Source organism: Shewanella avicenniae (assembly GCF_017354945.1).
Taxonomy (GTDB): Bacteria; Pseudomonadota; Gammaproteobacteria; order Enterobacterales; family Shewanellaceae; genus Shewanella; species Shewanella avicenniae.
Window position 1 is genome coordinate 4,036,933 of sequence record NZ_CP071503.1, and the last position, 24,984, is coordinate 4,061,916.

General features: G+C 48.4%; 23 protein-coding genes. 7 read left to right on the plus strand and 16 right to left on the minus strand.

Annotated elements, in window-relative coordinates; all coding sequences use genetic code 11:
• Positions 1-272: 272 nt before the first annotated feature.
• The 4 genes from JYB87_RS17885 (at position 273) to JYB87_RS17900 (ending at position 2,633) form a co-directional block, all read left to right on the plus strand.
• The gene (locus tag JYB87_RS17885) at positions 273-485 is read left to right on the plus strand and encodes a cold-shock protein (RefSeq protein WP_207354772.1); all 213 of its coding nucleotides are present in this window, start codon (positions 273-275) and stop codon (positions 483-485) included.
• A gap of 210 nt (positions 486-695) precedes the next feature.
• A complete protein-coding gene (locus tag JYB87_RS17890; protein WP_207354773.1) occupies positions 696-899 on the plus strand; it encodes a hypothetical protein in 204 nt (67 codons plus the stop codon).
• A 518-nt stretch (positions 900-1,417) separates the two neighbouring features.
• The gene (locus JYB87_RS17895) at positions 1,418-2,053 is read left to right on the plus strand and encodes a DUF5343 domain-containing protein (RefSeq protein WP_207354774.1); all 636 of its coding nucleotides are present in this window, start codon (positions 1,418-1,420) and stop codon (positions 2,051-2,053) included.
• Positions 2,046-2,633, plus strand: coding sequence for a Swt1 family HEPN domain-containing protein (locus JYB87_RS17900; protein ID WP_207354775.1), 588 nt, complete (start codon positions 2,046-2,048; stop codon positions 2,631-2,633). The genes JYB87_RS17895 and JYB87_RS17900 overlap by 8 nt, the downstream gene beginning before the upstream one ends.
• Before the next feature lie 798 nt (positions 2,634-3,431).
• Here the strand turns inward: JYB87_RS17900 and JYB87_RS17905 are convergent.
• From JYB87_RS17905 to JYB87_RS17965, 13 genes are all read right to left on the minus strand, one after another.
• Positions 3,432-4,769, minus strand: a complete 1,338-nt coding sequence (locus JYB87_RS17905; protein WP_207354776.1) for a coproporphyrinogen III oxidase family protein — start codon at positions 4,767-4,769, stop codon at positions 3,432-3,434.
• A 275-nt stretch (positions 4,770-5,044) separates the two neighbouring features.
• Entirely contained in the window at positions 5,045-6,022 is a 978-nt protein-coding gene (locus tag JYB87_RS17910) for a formate dehydrogenase subunit gamma (RefSeq protein WP_207354777.1), read from the minus strand.
• Positions 6,023-6,071: 49 nt separating this feature from the next.
• Positions 6,072-6,641 (minus strand): formate dehydrogenase FDH3 subunit beta, encoded by a 570-nt coding sequence (fdh3B, locus tag JYB87_RS17915; RefSeq protein ID WP_207354778.1) that lies wholly within the window; start codon positions 6,639-6,641, stop codon positions 6,072-6,074.
• A 29-nt stretch (positions 6,642-6,670) separates the two neighbouring features.
• Positions 6,671-9,526, minus strand: coding sequence for a formate dehydrogenase subunit alpha (locus JYB87_RS17920; RefSeq protein ID WP_207354779.1), 2,856 nt, complete (start codon positions 9,524-9,526; stop codon positions 6,671-6,673).
• Between the two features lie 17 nt (positions 9,527-9,543).
• Complete coding sequence (locus JYB87_RS17925; RefSeq protein WP_207354780.1) at positions 9,544-9,738, minus strand: formate dehydrogenase; 195 nt, start codon at positions 9,736-9,738, stop codon at positions 9,544-9,546.
• Positions 9,739-10,105: 367 nt separating this feature from the next.
• On the minus strand, positions 10,106-11,113 hold the full coding sequence (locus tag JYB87_RS17930; RefSeq protein ID WP_207354781.1) for a formate dehydrogenase subunit gamma: 1,008 nt from the start codon (positions 11,111-11,113) through the stop codon (positions 10,106-10,108).
• Between the two features lie 44 nt (positions 11,114-11,157).
• Positions 11,158-11,754 carry a formate dehydrogenase FDH3 subunit beta gene (fdh3B, locus tag JYB87_RS17935; RefSeq protein WP_207354782.1) on the minus strand — a complete coding sequence of 199 codons (597 nt, stop codon included), beginning with the start codon at positions 11,752-11,754 and terminating at the stop codon, positions 11,158-11,160.
• Between the two features lie 26 nt (positions 11,755-11,780).
• On the minus strand, positions 11,781-14,633 hold the full coding sequence (locus JYB87_RS17940; protein ID WP_207354783.1) for a molybdopterin-dependent oxidoreductase: 2,853 nt from the start codon (positions 14,631-14,633) through the stop codon (positions 11,781-11,783).
• Between the two features lie 16 nt (positions 14,634-14,649).
• Complete coding sequence (locus JYB87_RS17945) at positions 14,650-14,850, minus strand: twin-arginine translocation signal domain-containing protein (protein ID WP_207354784.1); 201 nt, start codon at positions 14,848-14,850, stop codon at positions 14,650-14,652.
• A gap of 65 nt (positions 14,851-14,915) precedes the next feature.
• Positions 14,916-15,575, minus strand: a complete 660-nt coding sequence (locus JYB87_RS17950; protein ID WP_207354785.1) for a TorD/DmsD family molecular chaperone — start codon at positions 15,573-15,575, stop codon at positions 14,916-14,918.
• A gap of 10 nt (positions 15,576-15,585) precedes the next feature.
• On the minus strand, positions 15,586-17,241 hold the full coding sequence (locus tag JYB87_RS17955) for a 4Fe-4S binding protein (protein ID WP_207354786.1): 1,656 nt from the start codon (positions 17,239-17,241) through the stop codon (positions 15,586-15,588).
• Between the two features lie 168 nt (positions 17,242-17,409).
• Positions 17,410-18,090 carry a DUF3306 domain-containing protein gene (locus tag JYB87_RS17960; protein WP_207354787.1) on the minus strand — a complete coding sequence of 227 codons (681 nt, stop codon included), beginning with the start codon at positions 18,088-18,090 and terminating at the stop codon, positions 17,410-17,412.
• Positions 18,090-18,554 (minus strand): DUF3305 domain-containing protein, encoded by a 465-nt coding sequence (locus tag JYB87_RS17965; protein ID WP_207354788.1) that lies wholly within the window; start codon positions 18,552-18,554, stop codon positions 18,090-18,092. Before JYB87_RS17965 ends, JYB87_RS17960 begins: the two co-directional genes overlap by 1 nt.
• Positions 18,555-18,829: 275 nt before the next feature.
• Here JYB87_RS17965 and JYB87_RS17970 point away from each other — a divergent pair, with 275 nt between their 5' ends.
• On the plus strand, positions 18,830-19,666 hold the full coding sequence (locus JYB87_RS17970; RefSeq protein WP_207354789.1) for a formate dehydrogenase accessory sulfurtransferase FdhD: 837 nt from the start codon (positions 18,830-18,832) through the stop codon (positions 19,664-19,666).
• Positions 19,667-19,680: 14 nt separating this feature from the next.
• Entirely contained in the window at positions 19,681-20,586 is a 906-nt protein-coding gene (locus JYB87_RS17975; RefSeq protein ID WP_207354790.1) for a helix-turn-helix transcriptional regulator, read from the plus strand.
• Between the two features lie 66 nt (positions 20,587-20,652).
• On the opposite strand, the gene JYB87_RS17980 is transcribed toward JYB87_RS17975, so the two are convergent.
• Positions 20,653-21,021, minus strand: coding sequence for a flagellar basal body-associated protein FliL (locus JYB87_RS17980; RefSeq protein ID WP_267459569.1), 369 nt, complete (start codon positions 21,019-21,021; stop codon positions 20,653-20,655).
• A gap of 144 nt (positions 21,022-21,165) precedes the next feature.
• On the opposite strand from JYB87_RS17980, the gene JYB87_RS17985 reads away from it, so the two are divergent.
• Positions 21,166-21,732 (plus strand): chorismate--pyruvate lyase family protein, encoded by a 567-nt coding sequence (locus JYB87_RS17985; protein ID WP_207354791.1) that lies wholly within the window; start codon positions 21,166-21,168, stop codon positions 21,730-21,732.
• On the opposite strand, the gene JYB87_RS17990 is transcribed toward JYB87_RS17985, so the two are convergent.
• The gene (locus JYB87_RS17990; protein WP_207354792.1) at positions 21,660-24,554 is read right to left on the minus strand and encodes an immune inhibitor A domain-containing protein; all 2,895 of its coding nucleotides are present in this window, start codon (positions 24,552-24,554) and stop codon (positions 21,660-21,662) included. The genes JYB87_RS17985 and JYB87_RS17990 overlap by 73 nt on opposite strands.
• Positions 24,551-24,865, minus strand: coding sequence for a hypothetical protein (locus tag JYB87_RS17995; RefSeq protein WP_207354793.1), 315 nt, complete (start codon positions 24,863-24,865; stop codon positions 24,551-24,553). Before JYB87_RS17995 ends, JYB87_RS17990 begins: the two co-directional genes overlap by 4 nt.
• Between the last annotated feature and the right edge of the window lie 119 nt (positions 24,866-24,984).

Genomic DNA, 24,984 nt, shown 5'->3' on the forward strand with positions numbered 1-24,984 from the left:
ATACACACCACGCATAACATCTTAAAATGACGCTAAATTAAAAATTATTTGAATCGAATTATTTTAATTACGTAAATAGTGCTATCTATTTCTACCAAACACTGTATAGTGCACTCAGCTCAAAAACATGAGCTATTGATGAAAAATTTAGTCCAAGTCTTCTTATAGTTTTCTTTCGATATATTTCGTTATTCAACTCCGGCAGTCACTTTTTCTTTATATTCCATTTTATAGCCTCAGTTTTCGACTCTTTAATAATTAACGAGGTATATATGTCTACAAAAATGACTGGTTCAGTAAAATGGTTTAACGAATCAAAAGGCTTTGGTTTTATCTCACCTGACAACGGTGGCGCCGACCTATTTGTTCACTTTAAGTCTATCATTTCAGAAGGTTTTAAAACCTTAACTGATGGTCAAAAAGTATCGTTTACGGTAGAAGCTGGCGCCAAAGGCCCACAAGCGACAAACGTCGCCGCCGCATAAGTGACCATTTCCAATATATTCTTGCATCACATTTTCTTAGATGTGATGTAGGAATTTATGGCATTTATTTTTTAGCCTAACTTTATAATTAGTCCGCCAATGCTTAATCCACTATCAAATTAAATGTTAAATATCAAATTTAGCAGCATTAACTACTGAGCTAAATTTTCTAATATATTATTTTGATAGCTTTTATTTAAGAGGCTTATAATGAAAAAGATGCGAAATGTAAATCAAAGCAAAGCGCGTAAAAATAACCATGAAGAAAAATTTGAATCTATGGTTAAAGAATATCAAGAAGCGAAGACTTTGTTAGATTCGATGGATGATGGTTCTGACGAGCAACTACAGCAACAACGGCTCTGTGACAGTCTATTTGCCAAAGCAGAAAAGTTCTTTACGCAGCACAACTAGGTCCCACCACCCCATCTTTGCGTGGCACATGCCATGCCATTGATAACCAGCATGCAGCTCACCCACTGCCATTGCTAACACGGAAACTTTCGTGAGACATCCCCACAAAACCGATACCCCCTAACGCTACTCAGTAGCGTGGGGCATCGCTGCACCCGCCGTTCGCTATGACATTTGTCTCTATACAACTCAAATATTGCAACTCCATGCAATGCCTAAAAGCTGGACGGGCATACAGTCATATTGAAATCATGACGATTTTAATCCCAACTTCGTGCGCGTTTTCACATTCCAATATTAATAAATATCATTAAAATCATGAAATTATAAAACCTATGGGGTAGATAATAGGTTTGGGAAACGCGCATGCGCGTTTTTCCGGATGGTGAATTTAGAAAAACGCTGATAAGTTCATTACATACTGATAGTTAACTGTGCCAGTTTTCATTGGTCTAACGTGATAAACGCGCATGCGCACGAATAAAATGTTAGGCTATTCAATTAATTAAGGAGAATGTATGGCACTTCCAAGTGTATACACGCAAGTCTACGGACAAATTTCTGAATTTTTCCAAAAAATTCAGGAAGGACAAGCGCCTTCAACATTTACTCAGCAACACCTTAAAGACATTGGTTTTGCCTCAACAAACCATCGAGCGTTTATTCCGATTCTCAAGGCACTAGGTTTTTTGACCCCCGGAGGTGCGCCAACCAATAGATATCATGATTACAGGGATAAATCACAATCTCGTCAAATCATGGGAGAGGCAGTTAAAGAAGCTTATTCTGACTTGTTTCTTATAAAGTCACACCCGAAAGATGCTGATAAAAATCTTATTGAAGGGAAATTCAAGAGTACCCACAATGCTAAAGATCGGCCCGCAGAGCTAATGGCAAAAACCTTTTTTGGGTTACTTGCAATTTCAGATATTGATCATTCACCAAAAGCTACAGCGAAAGTTGAAAAAACTCTAGAAGTTGGTGATGAAGACAAGACAGCCACACAAGCTCAACCAGAATCAGTATTGCAAGTTCCTGTGTCTGGTGTTCAACCGAGCTTACATTACAATATACAGATTCATCTTCCAGCCACAAAAGACATTGAGGTATATAACTCAATATTCAAATCCCTGAAGGAGCATTTGCTTGGATAGCTATAAGAAGGATTTGCGAGACTTTTTGTTTCGGGGTCTGATGTTTGAATCTGAAGCAACTAGCTTTCAGAAGGCTGGGATTCAAATTGGTGCTGATTTATCAGCTGCAGATGAAAAGCTATTGGCTGAACAAATTGCGCCTTTCAGTATTAGTCGTCGTAATAATGCAATAGAAATGGCAAGGCTATATGCTTTATTACACTGCTTCGAGAATGAAGTCAGATCTTTGATCAGATCAACACTAGAGGAAAACGAAGGTGTGGATTGGTGGGAAAAATTACCTAACAAAGTTAAAGGACATGCTCAATCTAGGCAAGAAACTGCGTTTAAAGATTCGTGGCTGGAAGGTGAAAAGGAAGATCTTCTAGGTTTCGTAGATTTTGGGATGTTAGCAGCGATAATTATCGAAAAGTGGTCTTTCTTTGAAGATATCATGCCTTCGCAGCATTGGCTGAAGCAGCGGATGGAAGAACTGGAAAAATCACGAAATTTCATTGCGCACAATCGAATGCTTCTTCCAAGTGAGTTCAACCGCATATATATGTATATAGCAGATTGGAACAGGGTCATCGGCTTGTAGCCTAACAATTTGCTGCACACGGAAAAATTACTCGCTGCGCTCCTAATTTTCCGGTGAGCAAGGCGTTAACCCATAGAAATTTTTATCCGAAATTCACCTGATAAAGTCGACGTTCGAGCAAGCTTTTGTCCATAGACAGTTTCCATGAAACCATCAGGCAACACCGATTCCCCTTCGGCGCTGCGTAGGTGCGTTGGGCAGGCATTGAGCAATCGAGGAATGGATTCCGAGAAGCGATGGTGAGCGAGGGACCGCGAATCAGAGCGATTTGCGAAAATGACAAACCAGAAGCGCCGTAGCGATTAGCGCCGTGGGGCGTCGTCGGGGTTCCAAGGGGCGAGGGACGAGCATCGCCCCTTGGCTCTGGTGTGGAACGAGTAGTTTCACGACTTTCGCAACCGTAGGTTGCCATCGCGCAGCGATAGCGAACTAACCAAGCGCAGCTTGGTATGGCGCAGCCATAATTTTTTAGCAAACGAAGTTTGCAAGGCGCCAGCCTCAGCTCTAGCAACCGCAGCTTGCCATCGCGCAGCGATACCGAACTAACCAAGCGGCAGCTTGGTATGGCGCAGCCATAATTTTTTAGCAAACGAAGTTTGCAAGGCGCCAGCCTCAGCTCTAGCAACCGCAGCTTGCCATCGCGCAGCGATACCGAACTAACCAAGCGGCAGCTTGGTATAACTCCCACAAACGCAGATTGCCCAACCCAATCTGCAACCAACAAAAAAGGGAGCAAAGCACCCGCTTTACTCCCTTCCCGGCTTACGCCCCCAACGCCAGACGGCGCCTTAAAAATCGTTACATATCACACTGTTTCAGTGGCTTACGCAATTGCGCACGCACGTTGTCCATACCTGCGTAGAATTCTTTCATCATCAACAAGCCCATCATCTTACCGTTGTCGGTCACAATCAGCTCATCGGGATTGCTTGGGTCATTTTTGATGGCACCGATCATCTTCATTGAGGTCATCTCTTTGAACAGCGCAGTATCCAAGTTCACCCCAAAGGTATCGCGGAAATACTTGCGGTTCAAACGGCCAGAGAACATACCCAGCAGGAAGCGATATTGCATCACATCTTTCTTGCTGTAGTTCTTCTGTTGCTCAACGCCCATTTTGCCGTTGATGATACGGTCTTCGTAACGGCGCAATGAGAAGGTGTTAACGTACAAGGTATCATTTAAAAAGCTGAAAGAACCTGAGCCAACGCCCAAATATTCATCATAATCAATCACGTATTCGTCAAAACCTTCATCGTTTGCTTTACCAAACGCCCACGCTGACAGCTGGTTATATTGGCCGTTCAGAGTATTCAAAATCATGCGATATTGGTTGGCCATATCGTGATGCGGTGCGGCCAAGTTAGCTTTAACGCTTTTACGGGTTTGGTGGGTCACCATCAATGGATAGGTGGTGATCTGCCGTGGGTCGAGCTTAGATGCCATGTTCAAGTCGTGTTGAATCACTTCATCGGTTTGACCACGGAAACCAAAAATCAGGTCGACGTTGATGATCGGGAACAGCTCTTTGGCCGCCATGATCTTGTCGAAGGTTTGCTGACCAGAGCCGAATTTTTCTAGGCGTTCGGTCATTTTCAAAATGTCGTCGTTAAAGCTTTGTACCCCAATCGACATCCGGTCAACCAAGCCTTTGAGCTGTTTAAAGCCAGGGCTGTCGAGGTGTTGTGGATCGGATTCGCACGACACTTCTTTGATCGATGGGAACAGGGTTTTAGCGTGCTCGATGGTACGTGCTAATTCATCTTCGAGCACTGTGGTGGTGCCGCCACCGATGTACATAGATTCAAAGTCATAACCTAAGGCTTTGACCATGTCCATCTCTTTGCGCAGCGCGACAAAGTAGCGACGCGCCTTGTCTTCTTTAAACAGGAAACGGTGGAAGGTGCAGTAGGAGCACAGGGTATGACAGAACGGCACATGGGCATACAACATGTACTTTTTGCCCGGCTGTGGTGCTGGCATGATTTCCGCTGACAGCGTATCCAAGCGCAGATTCTTATCAACATAGTAATGCATCACCTTTTCCATCGCGCGTAACATCCAATCCGGTGTGGTAATGTTCGCTTGGTAAGGGAGAACCAATTGACGATCTAGGCTTTCAATAACGGATGACATAGGGTTTCCTGTCTGGGTGGCAATAATCCTTAAATACCGCGCGAAATTAACGATTATCCAAGGCAGCTTTTATGGCTGTTAAGGCTACAGCCTCAGGCGCTGAGAAAATGTGAACTTGCTAGAGATTAAGGCGCCTAGCAAGATTGGAGATGACAATTTGTTAAGCCGGTCATGTTTTAGCGAATTATAATGTACTTAAGTTACTTTAATTTAACATCCTGTATTAGCTATAAAAAAACCGCACCTTTAGTGCGGTTTTTTCGGTCAATTAAGCCTTAGTCACGATATTTCAGCGTGCCGTTAGCTTTGATTTCGTCGTACCACAGGTTGTGGTGCTGGGTTGCCCAGTTCTCATCACAGTAGCCAGAGATCATACAATCCATACCACCTTCTGACATCACAGTCGCCATGAAGATGTGCACGATGGAGAAGGCACAAATGATGATGGCGCTGATGCTGTGCAGTACCAATGAGATAAGGCTCAGGGTACGGCTTGGTTCGAACAAGTTAGGGAAAATCAGCAGCAAACCTGATGCTGAAATCACTAAGCCAAACAAGGCGAAGGTCCAGAACCACATTTTCTCACCGGCGTTGGCGAAACCAGCGTCTGGGTGTTTACCTTTGAATGGACCAAAGTTGATGTAACCACCCACGACCAAGAACCACTTCACGTCGTACATTTTTGGCATTTGGTTTTTCGCCCACAACACGGTCATCAGCAACCAACCCAACATAAATGGGAAGGCCATGATGTTGTGGATCTGCTTACCAATACTGACAAAGCTCGCCCAAAAACCTTCACTCACAAAGGGTTGCAGGAAGAAACGGCCCGCCAACAAGGTTAACCCGGTGAGGATCAACGTTAAGCAAGGGATCGCACCTAACCAGTGAATGGAGATGTCGAACTTCGACCAACGATGAACCATTTTGCCGGAAAAACCGTGATGCAATTTGGAGATACCGTTAACCATGATAAACAGGGCGAAGATGACGATCATGCCAAACAACGCGGCTGTCAGCCCTGGCGCTAACCAGTCACTCCGCAGTTCCAACACGCGCAGATCATAGCTGTTGATCGGCATGGCGTGAAACTCACTTTGTGAGGTGGTGTAGCCCGTAGCACCATCTTTTAACTGCGCCCATAACAAACCGTTGTCTACCGGTTGCTCTGGCGCAGGTTTATCGGCTGCAAAGCTCAATGCGCTGAACAACAACACAAAGGCTAACCCGATACGGGTGAACAATTTGTTCATATAAAACCTCGCTCACCAGCCCGCAACGCAGGCTGGTTGTTGTCGCAGATTACTTCCAAGCGGCGTTATCAGCACCACGGTAAGCTACGCGTTCACGGAAGATGTTCGATACAACTTCTGCGTCGCCAGCTAACAGGGCCTTAGTCGCACACAACTCAGCACACATTGGCAGTTTGCCTTCAGCGATACGGTTTGAACCGTACTTAGCGCGTTCAGCTTCTGAATGGTTTTCTTCAGGACCGCCAGAGCAGAAGGTACATTTGTCCATCTTGCCACGGCTGCCGAAGGCGCCATTTTTCTTAAACTGCGGTGCACCAAATGGGCAGGCGTATAAGCAGTAACCACAACCGATACACTTGTCTTTGTTGTGCAGGATCACACCGTCTTCGGTGCGATAGAAGCAATCTGCTGGGCACACAGCCATGCAAGGTGCATCTGAACAATGCATACACGCAACAGAGATTGAAGCTTCACCACGTTCACCATCATTAATGGTCACAACGCGGCGGCGTTGAATACCCCATTCCAGGGCTTCATCGTTTTCGTTTTTACAGGCAGTGACACAGCCGTTACATTCGATGCAGCGCTTGCTATCACATAAAAATTTCATAGTTGCCATTTTGGAATTTCTCCTTCACAACGCTGCAATTAGGCTTTGACGATTTGACACAGAGAGGACTTGGTTTCCTGCATCTGAGTTACTGGGTCATAACCGTAGGTCAATGCGGTGTTCGCTGATTCGCCTAACACGTAAGGTACGGTACCTTCTGGGTAGTTAGGCTCTAAGCTTTCACCATGCATCACACCAGCGAAGTGGTATGGCATCCAAGTTACGCCTTGTTTCACGCGTGGAGTTACCATCGCATCAACCAATACGCGGCCACCTTCAGCACCTTCCAGCCACACTTTGTCGCCGTTACGGATGCCACGGTCTGCAGCGTCTGCAGGGTGCATTTCTACAAACATGTTTTGCTGCAGTTCTGCCAACCATGGGTTAGAACGTGATTCTTCACCACCACCTTCGTACTCAACCAGACGACCAGAGGTCAGTGCCAGTGGGTACTTGCCAGTCATATCCTGTTGTTGGATTGACTTGTACAGAGTAGGCAGACGATGTACTTGACGGTCTTCATAGGTTGGGTATTTCTCAACCAAGTCACGACGTGGGGTGTACAGCGGCTCACGGTGTACTGGAATTTGGTCAGGGAAGGTCCATACGATACAACGCGCTTTAGCGTTACCGAATGGAATACAACCGTGCTTCATCGCCACACGTTGGATACCACCTGACAAGTCAGTCTTCCAGTTACGGCCTTCTGCTTCTGCTTTTTCTTCCGCAGTCAGGTCGTCCCACCAGCCCAGTTGCTTGAGCAACTTGTCGGTGAATTCTGGGTAACCGTCTTGGATTTCAGAACCTACAGAGTACGAACCGTTGGCCAGAATGTTTTGACCATTGTATTCAACGCCGTAACGGGCACGGAAGTTACCACCGCCCTGCAGTACGTGTTTGCTTGTGTTATACAGAATTTGCGTACCAGGGTGTTTCTGCTCTGGAGTGCCCCAACATGGCCAAGGCAGACCATAGGTTTCGCCTTTGCATGGGCCGCCTTCAGCTTCCAATGTCTTGTTGCTGAATGAACCCCAGTTCATGGTGTGTTGTTTGATACGCTCTGGACTTTGACCACTCATACCAATGGTCCACATGCCGCGGTTGATTTCGCGAGTCACGTCTTCCACTAATGGAATGCCTTTTTCATCCAGTTGGATACGCTTGGTGTACTCTTTGTCGAAGCCCAATTTTTTGGCCAACATGTACATGATTTCCAAGTCGTTTTTAGATTCGAACAATGGTTCGATAACTTGTTCACGCCATTGGATAGAACGGCCAGAGTTAGACAGCGAACCACGTGATTCAAACTGAGTACATGCTGGCAGCAGGTAAACACCGTTTTTACGGCGATGCATCACACCAGCCATAGTTGGTGCTGGGTCAACAACAACCACTGTGTCCATCTTGTCCAGTGCATCACGTACATCACGTTGACGGGTTTCAGTGTTCACTGATTGACCCCAGAAAAATGCCATACGGATGTTGTCGCGTTGTGCCAGTTTGGCTTTGCCTTCCAGCACGCCGTCATGCCAACGTGAACATGGAATACCTGGGGTGTTCATTGGCACGCGCTCTAAGTATTCGCCGTTATCGAAACGGTTTTGTACCCAGTCGAAGTCCAGATCCCACACGTGTGACCAGTGTTTCCACGCAGCAGTTGTCAGACCATAGTAGCCAGGCAGCGTATCGAACAGCAGACCTAAGTCGGTTGCGCCCTGTACGTTATCGTGACCACGGAAAATGTTAGTACCGCCACCTTGTTTACCCATGTTGCCCAGGGCCAACTGCAGAATACAGTATGCACGAGTGTTGGCGTTACCAACGTGGTGCTGAGTACCACCCATACACCAAACTACAGTGCCAGGACGGTTGTCTGCAAACAGCTTAGCGGTTTGATAGATAGATTCTTCGCTGATACCACAGATGTTCGCCACTTCTTTTGGTGGGAACTTAGCGGCTTCTTTGCGGATCTCATCCATAGCGAAAACACGTTGTTCGATAAAGGTTTTATCTTCCCAACCGTTTTCGAAAATGTGCCACAACATACCGTAGATAAACGGAATGTCAGTACCTGGACGGATAGCAACGTGCAGATCTGAGTGTGCTGCAGTACGAGAGAAACGTGGATCGATTACGATGATCTTGGCGTTGTTACGCTCTTTTGCCAGCAGGATGTGCTGCATAGCCACTGGGTGAGCTTCAGCAGGGTTTGCACCGATGAAGAAGATCGCCTTAGTGTTTTGGATATCGTTGAACGAGTTAGTTTGCGCACCGTAACCCCAAGTGTTTGCTACACCGGCTACCGTGGTAGAGTGACAGATACGAGCTGAGTGGTCGACGTTGTTAGTACCCCACATGGCCGCAAATTTACGGTACATGTAGCAGCCTTCATTAGAGAACTTGGCACTACCCATGAAGTACAGAGAATCTGGACCTGACTCTTGGCGAATCTTGAGCATCTGGTCGCCGACTTCTTCAATCGCGGTTTCCCAAGAGATGCGTTTCCACTTGCCATCAACAAGCTTCATTGGATATTTAACGCGTTTTTCACCATGGCCGTGCTCACGCAATGCAGCGCCTTTAGCACAGTGACCGCCTTGGTTGAATGGGTGATCGAATGCGGGTTCTTGACCTGTCCAAACACCGTTTTGTACTTCAGCGTACAAACCGCAACCTACCGCACAAGCACTACATACAGTACGTTTTATTTCAATTGGTGCATCGTGTGGAACATCTTTCGCTTCAGCACGACGCATCATGCCTGTGCCTAAAAATGAGGCTGCAGCGATACCACCGGCAGTAACCCCGGCATTTTTCATGAACTGGCGACGACTGATCCCCAGAGTCGGCTTGTCGGCCTTAGCGGCGACAGAGGAAGTGCGAGTTAACTTCATCGCTTATATCTCCTGGATTAACGCAGGCTGTTGTAATAGTGACGGACATGCTCGGTTTCACGATATCCGTTTGCTTTAACTGAATGTTCTTCAGTTGGCTTAGTGTCGTTAGCTGATACGCCGGTAGCGGCAACCGCTGCACTAGCAACTGAACCCGCAGTCAATGCTTTCAGCAGTGAACGGCGGCTCAGATCTGGCTTAGATTGGGTCATTACTACTCCTGATTTACAGCTGCCCAAGGTTGGGCAAAATTGAGTGTGTATAACCGCATTTGTAGAAAGATGAGGTTGGTCTTAATACAACTGCAGACCATTAAGGGAAGTTGCTTAAAAAGTAACAACTAAATTCTTAATTTAGGCCGGTGGAATATAGAGGGAAGCCGCGCGGGAAATATTGATCTAAAACAGCTTTGTAGAACGCATTCTCAAAGGATTTTCAAAAGCGTTAACTGACGCATGAATAGTGCGCTTGACTGCACAAAAACTCAGAGAGTTATGTAACTTTAATGCACTTGATTTTGCTTAAAAATAAAACACCCCAGACGCGGCTGGGGTGTTTGTCATCAAGACGATTTTAGTCTCAATCTTGGCGGTATTTTAACGTACCGTTTGCTTTGATTTCGTCGTACCAAAGGTTGTGGTGTTGCATTGCCCAGTTTTCATCACAATAACCGGAAACCATACACTCCATACCACCTTCACTGAGCGCAGTTGCCATCCAAATATGGACAATGGTGAACGCGATAATCAAGGTTGCACTGATACCGTGTACCAACAACGCCGCCATCGACGCTTCACGTGGTAGATCCAGAGTTGGCAGTACCATCATCACACCGGAAATACCGATGAACAGACCGAAAATTGCCAAGGTCCAGAACCACATTTTCTCACCGGCGTTAGCAAAGCCTGAGTCAGGGTGTTTACCTTTCAATGGGCCGATATTGAAATAACCGCCCACGGTCAGGAACCACTTGAAGTCATAGCTTTTAAGCATTTGATCTGGCAACCATTTCACCACTAATACTGCCCAAGAGACAATAAAGAATGGTCCTACCCAGTCGTGGATAGTTTTGGAACCGTAGATCAATGCCGCCCACAAATCGCCGCCTACATAAGGCTGCAATACATGTTTGCCGAGCATGATGTTGAGGCCTGTGAAAATCAGTGTTAAACAGCTGATTGCCACACACCAGTGGATGATCAAGTCCGCTTTACTCCAACGAAACACCATCTTGCCGGAAAATCCGTGATGCAATCTTGATGGTCCGTTTACGAAGTAGAACAACAGAAACGCAGCAAATACTCCCACTACGGCAATCGCCATAATTGGGGTCATGTATTTGTTGCGCACTTCGCGTCCTTGTTCGCCGACAACGTTAATCAAAACGCCAGTTTCAACGCCCTTAGCGGTGGTATAGCCAGATTCACCGGCTTTTACCGCACGCCACAGATCAGCTTCGCTGGTTTGTGCTGTTGCCTGCTGGCGACTGGATTGTTCATCCGCTGCCATAGCGCTGGTGCCAGCCAACCCTAACCCGAATACCAACACCATGAGAGCAAACAGACTGCGCAGTGATTTAATTAGCATAGTCACTCCTCATCAAAGCGGGTTGCCCCGCTTTGGTTCACTCTTTAGTTGATATCACCCGTTTGTGGGTTGTAGCCCCAAATGGTGTTTGGGTTACCGCGGCGTGCCATACGTTCACGATAGATGCCTGATACCACTTCCGCATCACCTGCCAGCAACGCCTTAGTTGAGCAAAGCTCAGCACACATAGGCAATTTACCTTCAGCGATACGGTTAGCACCGTACATCTTATGTTCACGCTCAGAGAAGTTCTCCTCTGGACCGCCAGCACAGAAGGTACATTTGTCCATCTTGCCGCGGCTGCCGAACGCAGTCTTTTTCGGGAACTGAGGTGCACCGAAAGGACAAGCGTAGAAGCAGTAACCACAACCAATACAGGTATTTTTGTTATGCAGTACGATGCCTTCCTCAGTACGGTAGAAACAGTCTGCTGGGCAAACCGCCATACAAGGTGCATCTGTACAGTGCATACAGGCTACAGAGATTGAAGCTTCACCCGGTTTACCATCATTGATGGTCACCACGCGGCGACGCTGGATACCCCACTCAAGAGCGGAGTCGTTTTCGTTTTTACAGGCAGTGACACAACCGTTACACTCGATGCAGCGCTTGGTGTCACATAAGAATTTCATGACTGCCATAGTGGCTTATCTCCTCATCAAGTCGGTTATGCTTTAGTGATTTGGCACAGCGAGGATTTAGTTTCCTGCATCTGTGTCACCACGTCGTAGCCGTAAGTCAGTACGGTATTGGCAGATTCACCCTGAATGTAAGGCACAGTGCCTTCAGGATATTTACCTACCAGGCTTTCGCCTTCAAAAATACCGGCGAAGTGATAAGGCATGAAACATTCACCCGCGATAACGCGAGGAGTGACCATTGCCTTAACCTTGATTTTGGCGCCTTCCGGACCATGAACCCACACATTGTCACCGTCACGTAAGCCACGATCTGCTGCGTCAGCAGGGTTCAGTTCGATGAACATCTCTTGCTGCAGTTCAGCCAACCATGGGTTAGAACGGGTCTCTTCACCACCACCTTCGTATTCCACCAGACGACCAGAAGTCAGTACTAATGGGAAGTCTTTAGAGAAGTCCTGATCCTGAATTGATTTATACAGGGTAGGCAGACGATGAACCATGCGGTCTTCATAGGTCGGATACTTGCTCACCAAGTCACGACGAGGTGTGTACAAAGGCTCGCGGTGCAATGGAATATCATCTGGGAAGTTCCACACCACACAACGTGCTTTCGCATTACCGAATGGGATACAGCCGTGTGCAATCGCAACACGCTGGATACCACCTGACAAGTCAGTTTTCCAGTTTTTACCTTCAGCCGCCGTTTTTTCTTCAGCAGTCAGGTCATCCCACCAGCCAAGTTGCTTCAGCATCTGGTCGGTAAATTCTGGATAACCGTCTTTAATTTCACTGCCTTTAGAGAAAGAACCTTCGGCCAAAATGTTAGTGCCATTGTGTTCTACACCATAACGAGCACGGAAGTTACCACCACCGAAGCGAACTTCACGGTCAGTACGATACAGAATTTGGGTACCTGGATGTTTCATCTCAGGAGTACCCCAACATGGCCAAGGCAGACCATAGGTTTCACCTTTCGCTGGGCCGCCTGGGGCTTCCAGAGAATCGAAGTCGAAAGTGCCCCAGTTTTGTTGGTGCATTTTCAGACGTTCAGGGCTTTGACCTGTGTAACCGATAGTCCACATACCGCGGTTGAATTCGCGGGTAACATCTTCAACCAATGGCTCATCACCGTTGACTTTGATGTTCTTGAACATCTCTTTGTCGACGCCCCATTTCTTCGCCAACTTATACATGATGGTATGGTCTGGCAAAGATTCGAAGTGCGGTTCAATCACTTTGTCACGCCATTGCAGAGAACGGTTAGACGCAGTTACAGAACCATAGGTTTCAAATTGAGTACAGGCTGGCAGGATATAGATGCCATCTTGACGCTGTGGCATGATCGCCGCCATGGTTGGGTGTGGATCGACCACAACAACGGTGTCCATCTTGTTCAGTGCTTCACGCACTTCACGACCACGGGTTTCGGTGTTAACAGACTGACCCCAGAAGAACGCCAAACGGATATTGTCTTTCTGTGCAATCTTTTCTTTATCTTCCAGTACACCGTCATGCCAACGAGAGCATGGAATACCAGGTGAGGTTTGTGGTTTCTTGCCGAGGTATTCACCTTGGTCGAAACGGCCATTAACCCATTCTGGATCCAGTTGCCACACGCGAGACCAGTGGCCCCAAGCGCCTGATGTCAGGCCATAGTAACCAGGCAGGTTATCGAACAGCAGACCGAAGTCGGTTGCGCCCTGTACGTTATCGTGACCACGGAAAATGTTAGTACCGCCGCCCACAACGCCCATGTTACCCAGTGCCAACTGCAGGATACAGTATGAACGGGTGTTCGCATTACCTACGTGGTGCTGAGTACCACCCATACACCAAACGATGGTGCCAGGTTTGTGTTCGTTCAACATTTTCGCTACGCGGTACATCTGCTCTTTCTTCACGCCAGCAACGTTTTCCACCTCTTCAGGGGTGTACTTGGCCACTTCTTCGCGAATGCGTTCCATACCGTAAACACGTGATTGAATGAAGCTCTTGTCTTCCCAACCATTTTCAAAAATGTGCCACAGCAGACCGTAGATGAAAGGAATGTCGGTACCAGGACGGATATGCACGTACTCGTCAGCTTTCGCTGCAGTACGGGTGAAACGTGGATCAACCACAATAACTTTGGCACCGCGCTCTTTACCTTCCAGAATGTGCTGCATAGCCACTGGGTGAGCTTCACTCGGGTTAGAACCCACGAACAACATCAACTTAGAGTTGTGCATGTCGTTAAATGAGTTGGTTTGCGCACCGTAACCCCAAGTGTTTGCTACACCGGCTACAGTGGTAGAGTGACAAATACGCGCAGAGTGGTCGACGTTGTTGGTGCCCCACATCGCGGCTAACTTACGGTAAAGATATGATTGTTCGTTAGAGAACTTGGCGCTACCCATGAAGTACACAGAATCAGGACCAGACTCTTCACGAATTTTCAGCATCTTGTCGCCGATTTCGTTAATCGCTTGTTCCCAGCTCAAGCGTTTCCACTTGCCGCCTTCGAGTTTCATTGGGTACTTGTTGCGTTTACCACCATGTCCGATTTCACGCAGCGAAGCACCTTTAGCACAGTGTCCACCACGGTTGAAAGGATGGTCAAATGCTGGCTCTTGACCGGTCCACACGCCATTCTGAACTTCAGCATAAATACCACAGCCAACAGAACAGTGAGAACAGATAGTACGTTTTACTTCGATTGGTGCATCATGTGGCACTTCAGTCGCTTCAGCCCGACGCATCATTCCTGCACCCAGCATTGAAGCAGCGGCGATACCACCGGTTGCTAAGCCTGCTGATTTGAGGAACTGACGACGGTTAAGCCCCAGTGATGGCTTTTCAGCTGCAACTGGTGCTTGGTCAGTTTTACGAGTTAATCGCATCACACACTCCTTTTTATCATTTACTACGCAAACTGTCGTAGTAACTGCGGATATGCTCGGTTTCACGGTAACCGTCAGCTTGTTTTGCTGTCACTTCGGCGTTGTCAGTAGAAGCCAATGCCTGACCACTTACGGTAGCCACTGCACCAGCTGCACTGCCAATTGCTAAGGTTTTCAGCAGTTGACGGCGACTCATATCGGAAGCTTGCTTCTTCATAGCGTCTCCTGGTTGTTACATGCGGGAGCCCCCCTCCCGCACGGGCTTATCTTGCGATAAGCAGTTTATGAGGCCAGTTCATTGGCCTTTGGCTGGATCTGAACTGCAGAGGTATCCACCACCGGAGTGCTAAGTACCAAACGTTCAAATTCAACGATTTCGGTTTCAAAAAAGGCGCGACCCAATTGTGCCACCACTGCATAAAATGCCGCGCTGTCACAACGAGATAAGGTATCCCAGAAGCGGATAATCCAGCTGCCGAGATGACGACGGTAAAACGCCAATTGTTGGTGTGACGGTGCTTCAACAATCAGCACACTCATCACTTCAAACAGGGCTGCAACGTGGTCTTCAGGCTCTTTAACGTTTTCATCACGTTCAAAGCCCAGTTGCGCCAAGTCTTGGCGCAGCAGCGCTAATGGTTTGTCCATCAGAGAGCCGGTCATAAACCAGCTGCCATAAGGCAGGATTTCGCCAGCACCCACACCGATAAACAGGTTGAAGTATTCATCTTCTAACTGCTCAGGGATGAATTGTTGGGCGGCCAATTTGATGGCAGACCACGCACGAGTCATATCGCTGTCGTCGTTACTATCAACTTCTAATCCATGTAAAAACTGCAATAGCTCTTCTGAAGGTTGACGACGCAGTAACGCCGCCAGCAGCTGATAGATATCGGCCCGCAGCAGATCGTTTTCAGAGATTTGTTTTGTAGATTCGGTCATATTGGCTCTCTTATCTCAGTTGCTTTTCCGGGTCTTGCAGAATGTCTTCAAACATATCTTTGACTCGGCAATCGCCGCACATTTTTAGGCGCTCAATATTGGCGCTGAAAGCGCTGTGCGTTCCGACCATTTCCAGCATCCGATGCACCATAGACTGGGTCGCAAATGGAGCACCGCAGCGAATACACTCAAACGGTACTTCTTCTTTTAAGGTCTTACGCGCCTGTCTGGATTCCTTATCCAGATTAATGCGTGGCGCCAGACTAATGACTTTCTCTGGGCAGGCCGCTTCACACAAGCCGCACTGCACACAATCTTGTTCGGTAAAATACAGCGCTGGGGTATCACCGCCATCTTGCAAGGCTTGTGTCGGGCAGGTAGCCACACAGGACATACACAAGGTACAGCCCGCTTCTTTAATCTGCACTTCACCGTAAGGGATGTTGCTCAGCGCTAATTCATCCTTGGTGTTGGCCGCTTGCTCGTTGAGGTAATCCACCGCTTGGTAGAATGCAGCGCGTTTGGTGGTGACGCTAAATTCTGCCGGTGCGGTTGTTGCCCAAGCGCTTGACTCTTCAAGTATAGGCCACAGATCCGCAAGTGCTTTTTCATCAATCAGTTGAATACGCGCAGGCTGACCAATCTGCTCCAACACAGTGTTGGCCAATGCCATTTCACCGTTGAGCATCTGGGTCAATGTTGGCGCAGTAGCAAGCGTATTGAGTACTAATACTTGCTGAGCACCCCATGCAAGCGCGGCCATCCAATGGTCGATACCAGCCACCGCAATCTCTTCGAGCTCAACCGGCAACACATGACCCGGCAGAGAGTCATTGATTAACTCGGCACCTTGGCTGGCATCGTGGAACAAAATCACTGGCGCAACACTGGTTTTCTCGAGAAAACGGCTAATGAGTTTGTTGAGGTATGAATGCAGTGATTGCGGCGTTGGCAGGTCATAGCTCAATGCGCCGGTTGGACACGCATTGGTACAACTGCCTGCACCGTGGCACAGGTAAGGATCAATTTCGATTTTCTGCTCAATGCTTTGAATCGCATCTGCCGGACAGAAGTTCAAACAGCGGTTACAGCCATTCAGACCGTTACGGTTATGAGCGCAGATATCGCTGTTTACTTTCACGTAACGCGGCTTATCAAACTGACCAACCAGCAGTGGGATCTCTTCCACGGCGGTTGCCAGCTTGTCGCTGTCTTCCCCGACATAGAAATAGCCCGGCGGTAGCATCTCAAGTTGAATACAAGGCTCGTTGCTCAGGTCGAGCACAATGTCAAAGTGGGCTTTACGCAGCGCTACTTTGCTCAACTCAGCGGGCTGACCATTGTGATCAACCGATACTTGAAATTGGCCTAGAAAGCCTTTGATAGCCAGTAACTTGCCATAGTAGCTTTCGACGTCTGGTGCAGCTTCCATCACCTGTTCAAGATAGGTTTCATCTTGGTTAGTAATGGCGCCATTGGCCAAAATGACGCAACTCGCCATTTGCTGCAATTTCGCGGCAGCCAAGCGAGTTAAGTCTTCTGGACCGATCAATAAAACATTGCCCTCAGTGGAGTAACTGACGGTAGGCGGGATCAGATTTTGTAGTATGCGAGTCTGCCCCTGGACTTCGCCACGTGCCCGCACCAGCTCAGGCTGTGCGGACATAATGCTCTCACAATTGCTCACTATGCGTTCCTAAATGAGATTCTGGCTGTGGCTTTATTATCTATGTCTATGCTTTTGTTATTTTTTATGCGCTGAGCCACAGCGAATTAAAAGTTATAAGCAATTCACACACCAATATTATGGTATATAAATACTGATAAACTTACGTTAAACAACTCTTTCATTGTTTTTTTCAGCAGCTAATGGATCATTTTGGCTAAGTTGCACAACTTCACCGTCCATTTTGTCCGTTGAATCGGTTGACTCGATTAGCTCAGGCGCTTGTTCGGCAATTTCTGCAGGCATTTGCTCGTCAACGTCTGCGGTTAACTGCGCATCAGGCATATCGTCCTGCGCTGCGATTTCCGGTTCAACAACATCGTCTGGCTTCTCTTCATCTTTCACCAGATGACGGAACACTTTCTTCGCCAGCTCAGATGACACTTCCGGCGTTAAAATCTCTTGGTTGGAATAGTCCAAGGCGTATTCCATCATGCCGTCGATTTCGCTGAAATGCGGCTGTTTCCACAGCGCGCGCAGCGCGTTTTGTCTCACCGATGGATCGACGTTTTTTGCCATAAAACTGGCAAAGCTGCCGCCCACTTCGATATTTTCCGGATCGGGTAAATCCTCAGCTGTCAGTATCTGCTCTTCATCGGTAGCTGGTGTAGCTTCAGAGACCGGATCAGCAACATCCTGAACTGAAGCTGCCGCGCTATCGATGGGTGTAGCTTCGGCGTCAACACTGCTGTCGCTGGGGATTTCTACTTCATCTGGCAGTTCTTCACCCTGTTGAGCTTGCTGTTTTCTCAGCGCCCAACGACTTAAAAAACCACGTGATTCACTCATTAATGTCTCCTGCCTCGGTTCTGTTCTTCTGCCAGTTCCTTACGGCGGTTAACATGTTTACGACGGTGGGCACAGATTTCCACTTCGCCATATTGGGTGATAAAGGCTTCAATCCAGCAAGCCACAGCTTCAGGCATTGGCATGTTCAGCACTGGGGTATCACCCTCTAAACAGCCCGCGGCGACGTTTTGGTCGGCAGAGATAGTTGCTGGAACCCAAGTGCCGTCCTCTTGTTCATCACAAACAATGTAGAGCATGGGATTATCCATATCGAGATTTAGGCGATAACTGGCACGTTCATCTAAATAGAGTTCTAGCGAGATCAACTTGGCACCTTCTGGCGCTGCTTCTGTACCAGGAACGACTTGATCAAGTTCCCAGCTTTCAGCTAACCAACGGCCTACTTGCTTTTCGACTTTCTTCAATGACACATACATCGGCCAGACGCTTTGAGAATGTTGCATTAGGATTTTCCTCCCGAGTTAGTATTTTCGGGTGATAGCGGTTCGCAGTGGACAAGCAATAATTACACCAACTTGATATTAGTAAATTAAGTTGCGCCTGATCATCTTAATTACCGCCAGAGTGGGACATATTGTCCCCGATGAAAAGACATTTTGCACAAGTGTTAGGTGTGAGCTAAGAATCGGTGCGGTAGATCACGCCTATTTAAACGCAATCTAGAGGTGGGAACAAATATTGCTAGTCTGTGGGTCTTACCTATGCGTAGAAGTGATGTATGACCGATTCAAAGCTCCATTTTATTAAAACAACAGCAGAAGTCCCACTGACAATCGCGGTTACCGCCGTAGATGAAAACGGTCAAGTGCAGGACAAGTATATCGCCTGTGAACGGCCATTGACGATATATCTCAATTGGCAACCGATAGTGACCTTGATGACGCTCGGCGCGCGCCCAGAGACCTTGGCGTTGGGGTATCTCAAGAATCAGGGCTTTATCAGCGATGTGGCTCAGCTTGAATCTGTGATTATCGACTGGGAAGTCAGCTCGGCAGCAATTATCACCAAAGAAAATACAGAGGGCTTGCAAGCCAAGTTAGCCGAAAAAACCGTGACCACGGGCTGCGGTCAAGGCACGGTATTTGGCGGATTTATGGATGGAGTTGATGAGATTGAATTGCCAACCCCAGAGTTGAACCAGTCGACCATCTACGCATTATTAAAAAATATCAGCCAATACAACGATACCTATAAAAATGCTGGTGCAGTGCATGGTTGTGGCGTGTGCCAGCAAGATCAGATCTTATCTTTTGTGGAAGACGTGGGTCGCCATAACGCAGTGGATACCCTTGCCGGAGAGATGTGGCTCAACGGCCAAAGCGGCGGCGACAAGATTTTTTACACCACTGGGCGCCTCACCTCAGAGATGGTGATTAAAGTCGCCAAGATGGGCATTCCGGTACTGTTATCGCGTAGCGGTGTGACGCAAATGGGCTTGGAGTTGGCGCAAAAACTTGGCATTACCATGATCGCCCGTGCCAAAGGTCGCCACTTCCTTGTATATAATGGCGCGCAACACATCCGCTTTGATGCCACTAAGGAATCGCAAGATTAATCGCAGGAGTTACAATGAGCGAACCCAGTGAATTGGTTTACATGAGTGCCAAGCAGGTCGCTGAGTACTTAGATCTCAACGAAAAAAAGGTGTACGCCATGGCTAATGAGCGTATGCTGCCCGCCACCAAAATTACTGGTAAGTGGTTGTTCCCTAAGATTTTGATCGACCGTTGGGTAATGGATTCTTGCCATAGCGGCATGTTGTCTGATCGGATGTTAATCACCGGCAGTGACGATCCATTATTGTCGATGCTGGTCGCACGGTTGATGGCCGAAGTGGGTAGTAGAGAACTGATTAGTTACAGTGCTACCGGCTCACGTTTAGGCTTAGAGTTGCTTTCCAAAGGTTACGCCGACATCTGTACCCTGCACTGGGGCAGTGCTGATGAACGTAACATTCGCCACACGGCCTTGCTGAAGGGTTATCCGAACCACCAGCAGTGGATTATGGTGCATGGTTACAACCGCCAGCAGGGGCTTATCGTTCGCCCTGAGCTCCTGCATCGTTGCCAAGAGGAAGAGATGGTACTGCTGCAACCCTGGCGTTGGGTGACCCGTCAAGGCGGCGCAGGAAGTCAGCAACATCTCGAACATTGGTTAATGAAACGCGGCGCCACGGTGGACAGCCTCAATGCCATCATCACTGCCTTTAGCGAGCGGGAGTTGGCCGGTTGTATCGCCCGCAATGAAGCGGATATTGGCTTTGGTTGCCAAGCCGTTGCCCAAGAGAGCGGTTTGGGCTTTGTACCTTTGTTGACGGAATCATTTGATTTTGTCATGCCGCAAGGGATCTACTTCCGTCGTCAATTACAACAACTGTTTAAGATGCTGGTGAATCCGGGCACTCGTCAAATGGCCGCACAATTAGGCGGTTATGATTTAACAGATTGTGGTCAGATTATCTGGAGCCCGCAATAACAAGGTGTTTGAGACCAAATAACAAAGAGGCCAGCAATTGCTGGCCTCTTTGTTAGCTAACTGTTTTTAATCATAAAGATAGCGAGTAAACAACATATTGACGATCAATGACTTCCCAGTTTCTTGTTGCAACAGCTTATTGAGTTCTTCGTAGCACTCTTTACGGATCTCTTCACGGCCTGTCAGCGACTTGATGCGATCTTCCGGTTGATTGCCCAAAATCTCAACAATTGCTGCGCGTAAAAGCGGGTCATGATGTTCAATCACCACTAAATCTTCTGGCGATTTCACCATCAACTCGACACTGATGCGGACAAAGCCCAGCTTTTTACGGTTAGAGATGTAATTAGTGACAATCTCAGGTTCAAAACCATAGTACGCATAATTATCGCTAGCGCTCGGAGTTTCAGCCGCCCATGACACCGACGGCAACATAGCTAAGCTCAACACCAGTAACATTATTTTTTTAATCACAGTAGCTAACTCCTGTTTAGTCGCAGCAAAGGGCTGGCCGAACTGCCAACAACCCGATGAGACATGGTAGACTTCGGTTGATGGTCTTATTTTATCGGTTAATACATGAATCTCTCCAGTCCAACCTTCCCATTTGGCAATGGAATCCATTGGTTTTCTGCTTCAGCGCACACCAAGTTACCGCAAGAGCCGCTTAAAGATTGGCTATTATCTCCTTCTAGTTTGACCCAAAGACTCAAAACGCGCTGTTCGACCTTCGAAGTGCTACTGCTTGGCGAGCAGTGGATCGACACGCCGACACAAGAATGGCACGGCGCAGAATCGCAGTTATGGTTGCGGGAAGTGCTGTTGCGGTTAGATGGCGTTCCGTGGGTGTTTGCCCGCACGCTGATCACCCCAGCCTTGCTGCAACAGCAACAACAACTTGAGCAATTGGGTAATCGGCCCTTAGGCGAACTGCTCTATAGTGATAACCACTTTATTGCCGGTGAGATTGATGTGTGCCATATAGAGCAAGGCTCGCCCATGTGTACGCTGGCAGCCAGTCTAGCGCAGCCAACGTCAGCACCACTGTGGGGCCGACGTCGGCATTTCAGCTATCAACAATTGCCGTTAGTGGTTGCAGAGGTCTTTCTGCCTGCCGCAGTGCTCGCCATCAACGCCGAGACTTGATAACGGCGCATCCACGCGGTTATCAACAAGGCGGCCAATACCCACAGCGTTAAACTGCCCCCGCCTGAACTACCACTGCTGCTAGTTGGCGGATTGGTAGGCGGAGTTGTCACGGTACTCACCGTTACCACACTCGCCTGCGACGATACAGTATTGCCTGAGGTGACTGTTAGCGTCACGGTATAACTGCCTGCGGCCGCATAACTGTGGCTTGGAGACACGGCGCTACTGCTACTGCCATCACCAAAATCCCACGCATAACTCAAACCTTGCAGGTTGCTGGTGGTGGTATTGGTAAACTGCACCGCCAAACCGTTCGCCGCCGAGGTGAAATTCACATTCAGGAAACTGGCGATAGTGACAGTACGCGTTGCACTAATGGTTGCGCCATCGCTGTCAGTGACGGTGAGACTCACTGTGTAGCTGCCCGCATATTGATAGGTATGGGTTGGTGCTGCAGCCGTGCTGGCGCTACCATCGCCAAAGTTCCAGGCATAGCTGTAAGGCGCTGTACCACCACTGACATTGGCGCTAAAACTCACCACACTGTTGTTCTGACCACTGTTGATGGTAAGAGCCAAGGGGGCGGCTGGCGTATCGTCAGTAACGCGACGAATATTCACCGTGGCTATACTGCTGTCTTGTTCTTGCGATACCACTTCAACGATGACGCCTAATGCTGGCAGTACTAGCCCAGCAGCAGGTTTAGCGGGGGCGCTGTAATCATCGCGGTCATCAAATAAGCTGGTATGCAGCAATGAGGTGTCATTGGGATAACCCGATTGATTAAACAAGCTAAAGGCAGCATCACGGATCTGCACTCGAGTTGGACTGGTTCCAATCAGTTGCTGATCGGCATCAATCACTCCAATCAGGTTACGGCCGGGATGTTCATTCACCTCGTTATCCGCCACATTTTGATTTTCATACCAAATCAATACCCCAGCTTCGTAGCCGCTATCGCTTAAGCCTGCATCAATGTCGCTATAGTTGCGAAGTTGTACCAGATAGCGATGAGGTTCACCTGGGCGGGTGTTATCAATACGAGCAAAACCATCGAAGGTGATCGATGGATTCACGGTTTCGGCGTTATCACTGAACACCGTATTGCTACCAGCGGTGAGGCTAAGTTCATCGAGTTGCATCCCCTCGCCCAACACTGACTGGTCGGTACTATACACAATGCGGATTTGTCGGTTGCTGCCAGCATATGCACTCAAATCAAAGGTCAAAGTGACCCAGCCGTTACTGTCCGCTGCGGCGAGATCGCTCGACTTACCGGTGATGATATTTAACGCATTATTGGTGCCGTTGTTGGCCAGTGTGTAGTTGCCCGCCACCGCCGCGCCATTAATGATGACTTGTGCATAGTCATATTCATCTTCAATATCCCACTTGGCCTTCATGCTCAGCGTCAGCGGTGTGCTATTGGGCAGGGTCACATTAAACGCCATCTCATTGGTCGTCATGTTGCCTGTACCCGAGTAGAACTGATAGCTGCCGCTATACGGCGGATTGAAGGCGGTATTTTCGGACGGAAGGTCAATCGCTAACTGATTGATTTCATCGGCTTCGGTTGCCTGGTACAAGGTATAATCCATGCCGCTGGTCGTCAGATTGGCGTAGGCAATGCTTTGTTGATACTGCCATTTACCTTCATACCGTTCTTGCAAAAACGAGCGAGCATACGGCGAGAATCCTGATGGCTCAGAGCCCTGCAAATAGCCTGTCCAACTACCTTCTGCCATTAACGACCACTCTCCCACCGGTGAGCCGTTATCATCGTTGGCGGAGTCATATTCATCGGGTAACCCTAAATCATGGCCAAACTCATGCACGCACACGCCGATACCGGCATCAATAGGTTGAATGGTATAGCCAAATAAACGTTTGTTGGTGCCGCTGATCCGTTGCCCTACGCCAGTGGCATCATTTGCCACAAAGAAACGATGCGACCAAATGGCGTCATCGCCCAACACACCGCCACCGGACTCTTCGCCTATGCTGGAATGGAACACCATCACATGGTCAATAATGCCATCTGGTTCGTTGACGTTGCCGTCCATATCTAAGTCATAGGGATCTTCGATGTCATACTGCGCCAGCTCGGTCGAGGTCATTTGGCTGACCGCCGCAGTTACCGCTTCTTCCACCAATTCCGGCGCACGCATGTCGTTGTCGTCGTTATCCGGATCGTTGGCGCCATAGTAGGCGGCATTTTGACTGGCTCGCACCCAACCAATCACCTCACCGGTGAATGAAAAGCTACCGCCCGAGGCGGACTGATAATATTGATAGGCGGAGCGCAAGGTTTGTCCGCTTGGACCGCGAAAACCTGTACTACTGAACAGCAAACCATCGTAATGGGACGTTGGGTAGCTACTGTAGTACATGTTGGTATCGCTGGGGCTTAGCTGATTGTTGTTGTAGGGCAGATCAGGGAAATCCACCAGCACTGCTAACACGCGCACCGTTTTAGTGGTATCACGCTCGGTTGCCGGCGTCACTTCCGCCACCATGCTGCGCTTACTTAACAGCGCTTGTTGTGCCTGTACGTTGGATTGAGCCGCTTTGAGCAGATGCTGTTCGCGCTGCAACTGTGCCCGCATCTCTTTGGTAATGCCTTTGCTGAGATAACGTTGCAACGCCGCTTGTTTTTCCGCGTCGCTGGCATCAGTGGCGATTTCGCCACGCTTGGTCAGCCAATATAAAATCTGTTGTTTATTGTGAATGGCGATATCCGCTGGTGCAGCTGCCGCATACAGTTGGCTGCTGGCTAACATGGCCACCGTTGCAACCCCAATTAACCATCGACTCTTCATGGCTTAACCCCTTTAACACAGCGCTTGTACGCTTGTTGCCGCTGTTGAATATAGTCAGTCACCCGTTGTTCGGCGTCGGCGTCACTCATCTGCTCGGTGATTACGCCGTCCGCTTTTAGACGGGCATAAATCTGCGCGCGATCGACACGAGGTGCGCCGCTGCCGCAGGGTAGTAGTGGTGAGACGGGAGAGGAGATTTGCGCAGGCGCAGCTGGAGGTGCATCAGCTTGTGGCGGAGCCTCTGCCTGACAGGCACTGAGGCTCAGCAACGCACTTATGACCGACGCTAACCGAACGATTCTGAAAGTCACACCCTATCTCCATCAGCAGAGAATTATTGAATAACTATAGTCGTTACACTCTGTGATTAGGTAGTGGCCAAAAGTAAAGGTTCCGCCTTCATGCGGTTAAAATTAGACCGATTTCGAAT